Here is a 6,663-nt window from a genome sequence, read left to right as displayed (position 1 = left end):
GCCGGGCCGGTCGCCTGGCGGGGCGCAGCCTGGGGCTGGGCCTGAGCGTGCCCGGCGTTGCGGCGAGCCAATGCCATGCTCAGCGACGCGGCACCCTTGGGCGTCATCGCGGCCATGATCATCGCGGTCGAGCGTTCGCGCATGCGCTGCGCGACCTTCATCTGCACTTCCATGTCGAGCTGCTCGAAGACCACTGCAGCGGCCTTGGGCTTCATCGCCTGGTAGATCCGGGCCAGCTCGTCGAACTGCGAGTCCGCCGGGTTCGGCGCGCCGGGGGCGCCGCTGGGGCCGCCCGCCATCTGCTGCGCTTCATCCTGCTTCTTTCGTGCCTCGGCATCGGCGGCGAGCCGCGCGGTGGCGGCCTTGGCCGCCTGCTCGCGCAGGTCGAGCCCGCGCTTGCGGCGCGCGGCGGCGGCGTCACGGTCGTTCATGTCCTGGGTGATCGCATTGCCCAGCCGCGTGGTGTTCGGGCTGTTGTCCTGCTGGCCGGTCGCGATCGTCGCCGCATTGGCAACCACCGCCATCCCGGCCACGCCGGCGGTGAGGAGGAGGAGGGAAGGGCGGGCCATTACGCGGCTTCCGCCACGGGAGCCGCGGTCTCGCCTTCGCTGTCGGTCTCGACTGTCTCGGCGTCCTCACGGGCATGGCGCTGGGCATTGGCCATGCCGACCGCGCTGACGATCCGCTCGGCCGCGGAATCAGCCAGGCCGGTCATCAGGCTCAGCTCGTCCCGCAGCTCCCGGGCGCGTTCGACCAGCTGGGCATGGCGGGCGCAATCGGTACCGAGCGTATGCTTCATGTCCGAAAGCACGGCGCGGGCCTGGACGGTGGCGACCTGCAGCGCCTCGACGACCTGGGTGAGCGCGCCGTCCTTCACGGTACGCAGGCTCTTCATCATCCGCACGCTCTGCACGAGCACGGCCATGCACAGGATGATCGTCAGCACATTGGCGAGTAGCGCGATGCTCATTGCTTCACCTTCTTGTCGGAGGAAACGTCGTTGATCAGGCGCACGGCAACCTTGCCGCTGCGCTGGCCGATCTGGCCCTGGGCGAGCTTCACGCCGCCACAGGCAATATCGAGTGCGTCGTCGGGGCTCTTGTGGAGCGCGATGGTCTGGCCGATCTCGAGGCTGCGCAAGTCGGCGATCGACATGGCCTTCTCGCCGAGCAGCACGCTCATCGACACGTTGGTCTTGCGCACCTCGGCGGCCATATGGGCCTCCCAGATGCTGTCGCGGCCGCTCTTCTCGCCCATGAAGCGCTGGAGCAGCTTGTCGCGCACCGGTTCGAGCGTCGCGTAGGGGAACACCAGGGTGAACCGTCCGCCGCGCCCGTCCATATCGACCCGGAAGGTCGCGGTGGCGCAGATGTTGGAGACGCCCGCGATCGCGGCGAAGCGCGGATTGGTCTCGATGCGCTCCAGGTTCATGTTCACGGCTTCGATCGGCGCGAAGGCCTCGGAGAAGTCCGCGAGCGCCAGGCTCAGCATGCGCGATACCAGGCCGGTTTCGATCGTGGTGAAGGCGCGGCCGTCGATAACCACCGGCGAACCGCCGCCGCGACCGCCGAGCAGCGCGTCGACCACCGAGTAGATCAGGCCGGAATCGACGGTGACGAGACCGTAGCTTTCCCATTCCTCGATCTTGAACACGCCGACCATCGCCGGGAGGGCGACGCGGTTCATGAACTCGCCGAAGCGGGTGGAGGTCACCTCCTCCAGGCTCACGTCGACGCCGTCCGAGGTCAGGTTGCGCATCGAGCTCGCAAAGGTGCGGACGACGCGGTCGCACACCACTTCGAGCATCGGCAGACGCTCGTGGCTGATGACCTTGGACTCGATGACGGCGCGCAGGCCCTTCTTGCCCACCGTGGGCCCGAAATCGCCGAACAGCGCGTCGATGTCGGCCTGGTCGAAGCTGCCGCCGCCCATGTCGCCCGGAGGGGCTGGGGGATCGGGAAGGTCAAAATCCTCGAGATCGATCATTGCTGCACCAGATCCTGGATCAGAATGTCCTTCACCTGACCGTCGCCCAGCGTGGCCGTGGCGCGAACCATCATCTCTTCCTTGATGCGGAAGACGGCGGCCGAGCCGGAAAGGTCCTCGGGGCGCAGTTCGCGCAGGAAGGGCTGGAAGCTGTCGAGCACCAGAGGCAGCTTCTCCTTCAGGTCGTCCGGGGCGACGCCGTCGCCGGGCACGATCATGAAGTGGAGCTTGAGGAAGCGGGCCTGGCCGTCGGGAGAACGCAGGTTCACCATCATCGCGGGCACGTCGAGGAATGCGTCCTTGCCGCTCTCGGTCCCTTCGCCGTGGCCGCCCTCGGCGCTCTTTGCTTCCGTCTTCGATCCATGCTCGCTCTTGGCTTCCTCAGCCTTGGCGCTCGAGCCGGAGAACATGAAGGCGGCACCACCGCCGCCGCCGAGCAGCAGAACGCCTGCCGCGGCACCGATGATGATGAGCTTCTTCTTCGACTTGGGCTTGGCCGCCTTCGCAGCCTCCGCGCCCTCCTCGATGATTTCCGGAGACGACATTCCCTGGTGACCTTCCGAAATCTGCACGCCGACACCGCGCCGGTGCATTTCGTTCTATTATAGGAGGAGCGCCCGGCAATTGTTGCCTAGTGCGAACTTTTTGAGGGACGTCCGGTGGACATTTCTTCCTATGTGCTGCTCAGCCAGGAAACGGCGCTTCGCCGTCGCATGGACGTGGCGGCGAACAATCTCGCCAACATGAACACTGTTGGCTTCAAGCGCGAGCAGCCGGTCTTCCGCGAATATGTGGAGAAGACCGACAGCGCGGTGAAGCCTGCGAAGCAGACTTCGTTCGTGCTCGATTATGGCGCGGTCCATGATTTCAGCCAGGGGGCCTTCCAGCCAACGGGTAACCAGCTCGACGTGATGATCGAAGGGCAGGGCTATCTGTCGGTCCAGGCGCCTGACGGCTCGACTGCCTATACGCGCGCGGGGCAGCTCAAGATGCTGCCGAGCGGCGAGCTCGCCACCTCGAGCGGCAACAAGGTGCTGGGCGAGGGCGGCAAGCCGATCGTCATCCCGGCCGAGGCGGCGAACCAGATCGAGATCGGCAAGGATGGCACGATCAACGGTCCGGGTGGCCCGTTCGGCCGCCTGACGGTGACGCAGTTCGACGAGGCGGGCGTGGATCCGCGCGGCGATGGCCTGTTCAACGGCACCGGCGGCCGCGAACTGCCCGCGGGCGAGACGCATCTGATGGCCGGCGGCATCGAAGGCTCCAACGTCAATGCGATCCAGGAAACCACCGACATGGTGGAGATCCTGCGCGCCTATCAGACGAGCCAGAACCTCTCCCAGAGCATGAACGACATGCGCAAGTCGGCAATCGACAAGCTCAGCCGGGTCGGCTGACGGGCGCCCTAAGCACAAGGAACTGATCCATGCGTACGCTTTCCATCGCTGCGACGGGCATGCTCGCACAGCAGACCAATGTCGATGTGATCTCGAACAACATCGCCAACATGAACACCACGGGCTTCAAGCGCCAGCGCGCCGAGTTCCAGGACCTCCTCTATGAGCAGGTCGTGCGTCCCGGTTCGTCGACCAGCGCGCAGACCCGTAGCCCCACCGGCATTCAGATCGGCTCGGGTGTGAAGACCGGCGCGATCTACCGGATCAACGAGCAGGGCTCGGTCCAGCAGACGGACAACCAGTATGACCTGGCGATCCAGGGCCATGGCTATTTCCAGATCACGCTGCCCGACGGCTCGACCGGTTATACCCGCGACGGCTCGTTCGGCGTGTCGGACCAGGGCGAACTGGTGAATTCGGACGGCTTCCCGGTCCAGCCGGGTATCACCGTGCCGCAGAACGCCGTGAGCGTTACCGTCTCGAAGACCGGCCAGGTCGATGTCGTGCTCGGCGGCGGTGATCCCACCCCGCAGACGCTCGGCCAGCTCCAGCTCGCTACCTTCGTCAACGAAGGCGGTCTGGAAGCCAAGGGCGGCAACCTGTTCCTCGAGACCGCCGCTTCGGGCGCGCCGATCGCCGGTGCGCCGGGCGATCCGGGCTTCGGCACGCTGATGCAGGGCTTTGTCGAGGCCTCGAACGTCAATCCGGTGGCCGAAATCACTGCGCTGATCACCGCGCAGCGTGCCTATGAGATGAACAGCCGCGTCGTGAAGACCGCTGACGAGATGCTGGCCACCACCAGCCAGCTGCGCTGATGATGAACCTCCTCAGCCTCGCGCTGCTCGCCTTCGGTTCGCCGGAGGACGTGCCGGTCGCCGTGCTCGGCCATGCCGTGCAGAAGGGCGACCGCATCGAGGCGGGCGATTTCTCGGTCGAGCAGCGCCCCGCCGCTTCGGCGCGCGGCGCGCTCACCATCGATCAGGCTTCCGGCATGGAAGCCGCGCGCAACCTGCCGGCAGGCACGGTGGTGCGCCAGGCAGACCTGATGCGGCCGCAGATGGTTCGTCGCGGCGAGCCGGTGACGATCCGTATCGTCAGCGGTCCGCTGATCATCACCGCCGCGGGCCGTGCGCTCGCCGGCGGCTCGAAGGGCGAGGCCGTGCGCGTCGTCGCCAATGCCACCAACCGCACGCTGGACGGGGTCGTCGAGGCCTCGGGCACCGTGCGGATCGTCACACCTTGAACTTGCAGCTTACAGGGAAAGTAGCATGCGTAAGATCATTCTGATTGCGGCGATGGCCGCCACGCTTTCGGGTTGCGGCGCAGTCGGTCGGCTCAAGGCCGTCGGCAAGGCGCCGAAGCTCTCCGAAATGCAGCCGGTCGACATGCCCGAGATCGAGCCGTCGCTCGCGGCGCCTGCGGATCGCACCCGCACCGGCACGCCGGCCGCGGTGGCCCAGCAGCAGGGCGGTAGCGCCTCGCTGTTCCGCACCGGCGCCGGCGCGCTGTTCCGCGATCAGCGCGCGAACAAGACCGGCGACATCCTGACGATCAAGATCAAGATCGCCGACAAGGCCGATCTGGGCAACAACACGTCGCGCACCCGCGGTGGCAGCGAGAGCGGCGGCCTGGGCGGCCTGCTCGGCATCAGCCCGGTCAAGAAGCTGCTCGGCGCCGACGCCAATGCCGCGCTCGAGACCAATTCGGGCTCGAAATATGCCGGCGGCGGTACCACCGCGCGCTCCGAGACGATCAACATGACGATGGCCGCCATCGTCACCCAGGTGATGCCGAACGGCAATCTGATGATCCGCGGCCGCCAGGAAGTGCGCGTCAACTTCGAGATGCGCGAGCTGATCGTCACCGGCATCATCCGTCCGGAAGACATCGCCCGCGACAATTCGATCAGCCACTCGCAGATCGCCGAGGCGCGCGTGATCTATGGCGGCAAGGGCCAGCTCACCGACGCGCAGCAGGCGCGCTGGGGCCAGCAGATCTACGACGCGCTCTTCCCCTTCTGAGCCGTCGCCACATCGACATGAGGATCGCCTCGCAGCCTGTGCTGCGGGGCGATTTTCTTTTGGGCTATGGTGCCCGCCGGGCCGCATTCCGTGGACCTGCTCGCCCCGATCGCGGTCTGCGCAAGTCGCTGAAATCGGGAGGCTTTGCGGCAAGGTTTCAAATTAACCTTTCGCTAACCATTTAAATTCGCGGACTAATTTTGGTCATCCTATAATTTTTCCCACAATGAACATGCGGGCGTACCGATCACGTTCCGTCGCGAACCGGCGTCTCCGGTTTGGGTCGCAGAAGCGGCTCTTCGATCCAAGAAGGATAGTAACATGGCATTTTCGGTTAACACCAACGTCGGTGCGATGGCGGCTCTCCAGAGCCTGAACGAGACCAACAAGGGCCTGTCGCAGGTTCAGAGCCGCATCAACACCGGCCTGAAGGTTGCGTCGACCAAGGACGACTCGGCTTCGTACACCATTGCTCAGGGCCTGCGTGGCGACATGGGCGGCCTCGCTGCCGTGTCTTCGTCGCTGAGCCGCGCCAAGAGCGTGACCGACGTGGCGGTGGCTGGCGCCGAGCAGATCTCGGACGTCGTGAACCAGATGAAGGCGAAGGCCTACCAGGCTGCTGACGCCGGCATCGACACGTCGACCCGTGACGCGCTCAACGCAGACTTCGTTGCACTGCGTGACCAGATCACCACGATCGTGAACTCGTCTGACTTCAACGGCACGAACCTGCTGAAGGCTTCGGGCGGCACCGTGACGGCTCTGCAGTCGCTGCAGGACTCGAACACCGGCTCGACCACCTGGGATCCGGATTCGCTGAGCGTTGCCAACCAGGGTCTCGACCTTGGTGGCTCGGTCGTGACCATCGGCGCCTCGGGCAACATCAGCAGCCAGGCTTCGGCTCAGGCGATGATCGACACGATCACCACCACCCAGAGCAACCTGAAGACCAGCCTCAGCACCCTGGGCGCTGCTTCGCGCAAGATCGACGCACAGTCGACCTTCACGAGCAAGCTCTCGGACGTGATCGAAGGCGGCATTGGCAACCTCGTCGACGCCGACCTGGCGAAGGAATCGGCGAAGCTGCAGGCCCTTCAGGTCAAGCAGCAGCTCGGCGTGCAGGCTCTGTCGATCGCCAACCAGGCGCCGTCGACCATCACGTCGCTGTTCCGTTAAGGCCAGACTTTTCCCTGGAGTCTATGGCCCTGACGAGGAGGGGCGGGGGCGACGGGCCGGCGGCCCGTTTTTTTGGGGTTTGG

At 65.7% G+C, this 6,663-nt stretch carries 9 protein-coding genes; 5 read left to right on the top strand and 4 right to left on the bottom strand.

All coding sequences use genetic code 11. The annotated features are described in order from the left end of the window. The 4 genes from AAHM44_RS24550 to AAHM44_RS24535 all read right to left on the bottom strand — a co-directional run. A partial coding sequence (locus AAHM44_RS24550; protein WP_342251625.1) for a MotE family protein occupies nt 1-569 on the bottom strand: 569 nt, incomplete at its 3' end. Further along, nucleotides 569-970 (bottom strand): DUF6468 domain-containing protein, encoded by a 402-nt coding sequence (locus AAHM44_RS24545; protein WP_184168651.1) that lies wholly within the window; start codon nt 968-970, stop codon nt 569-571. The genes AAHM44_RS24550 and AAHM44_RS24545, both read right to left, overlap by 1 nt. Continuing rightward, a complete protein-coding gene (fliM, locus tag AAHM44_RS24540) occupies nt 967-1,986 on the bottom strand; it encodes a flagellar motor switch protein FliM (protein ID WP_269576148.1) in 1,020 nt (339 codons plus the stop codon). Before fliM ends, AAHM44_RS24545 begins: the two co-directional genes overlap by 4 nt. After that, nucleotides 1,983-2,531 carry a flagellar basal body-associated FliL family protein gene (locus AAHM44_RS24535; RefSeq protein ID WP_342251624.1) on the bottom strand — a complete coding sequence of 183 codons (549 nt, stop codon included), beginning with the start codon at nt 2,529-2,531 and terminating at the stop codon, nt 1,983-1,985. Before AAHM44_RS24535 ends, fliM begins: the two co-directional genes overlap by 4 nt. Before the next feature lie 114 nt (nt 2,532-2,645). On the opposite strand from AAHM44_RS24535, the gene flgF reads away from it, so the two are divergent. The 5 genes from flgF to AAHM44_RS24510 all read left to right on the top strand — a co-directional run bounded on the left by flgF (nt 2,646) and on the right by AAHM44_RS24510 (nt 6,580). After that, entirely contained in the window at nt 2,646-3,383 is a 738-nt protein-coding gene (gene flgF / locus AAHM44_RS24530; RefSeq protein WP_269576146.1) for a flagellar basal-body rod protein FlgF, read from the top strand. Between the two features lie 29 nt (nt 3,384-3,412). Further along, nucleotides 3,413-4,198, top strand: coding sequence for a flagellar basal-body rod protein FlgG (flgG, locus tag AAHM44_RS24525; protein WP_269576145.1), 786 nt, complete (start codon nt 3,413-3,415; stop codon nt 4,196-4,198). Then, nucleotides 4,198-4,626, top strand: a complete 429-nt coding sequence (flgA, locus tag AAHM44_RS24520; protein WP_342251623.1) for a flagellar basal body P-ring formation chaperone FlgA — start codon at nt 4,198-4,200, stop codon at nt 4,624-4,626. Before flgG ends, flgA begins: the two co-directional genes overlap by 1 nt. Nucleotides 4,627-4,651: 25 nt before the next feature. Then, a complete protein-coding gene (gene flgH, locus AAHM44_RS24515; RefSeq protein ID WP_184168645.1) occupies nt 4,652-5,404 on the top strand; it encodes a flagellar basal body L-ring protein FlgH in 753 nt (250 codons plus the stop codon). Nucleotides 5,405-5,725: 321 nt separating this feature from the next. Beyond that, nucleotides 5,726-6,580, top strand: coding sequence for a flagellin (locus AAHM44_RS24510; RefSeq protein ID WP_269576143.1), 855 nt, complete (start codon nt 5,726-5,728; stop codon nt 6,578-6,580). The last annotated feature ends 83 nt before the right edge of the window (nt 6,581-6,663 follow it).

It is taken from the genome of Sphingomonas sp. OTU376 (genome assembly GCF_038440415.1).
Taxonomy (GTDB): Bacteria; Pseudomonadota; Alphaproteobacteria; order Sphingomonadales; family Sphingomonadaceae; genus Sphingomonas; species Sphingomonas kyeonggiensis_A.
This window is presented reverse-complemented; position numbering and strand designations above follow the sequence as displayed.

Coding starts and splice junctions, on each gene's coding strand:
- AAHM44_RS24545 (WP_184168651.1), bottom strand. CDS start 970: ATGAGCATCGCGCTACTCGCCAATGTGCTGACGATCATCCTGTGCATG.
- fliM (WP_269576148.1), bottom strand. CDS start 1,986: ATGATCGATCTCGAGGATTTTGACCTTCCCGATCCCCCAGCCCCTCCG.
- AAHM44_RS24535 (WP_342251624.1), bottom strand. CDS start 2,531: ATGTCGTCTCCGGAAATCATCGAGGAGGGCGCGGAGGCTGCGAAGGCG.
- flgG (WP_269576145.1), top strand. CDS start 3,413: ATGCGTACGCTTTCCATCGCTGCGACGGGCATGCTCGCACAGCAGACC.
- flgA (WP_342251623.1), top strand. CDS start 4,198: ATGATGAACCTCCTCAGCCTCGCGCTGCTCGCCTTCGGTTCGCCGGAG.
- flgH (WP_184168645.1), top strand. CDS start 4,652: ATGCGTAAGATCATTCTGATTGCGGCGATGGCCGCCACGCTTTCGGGT.
- AAHM44_RS24510 (WP_269576143.1), top strand. CDS start 5,726: ATGGCATTTTCGGTTAACACCAACGTCGGTGCGATGGCGGCTCTCCAG.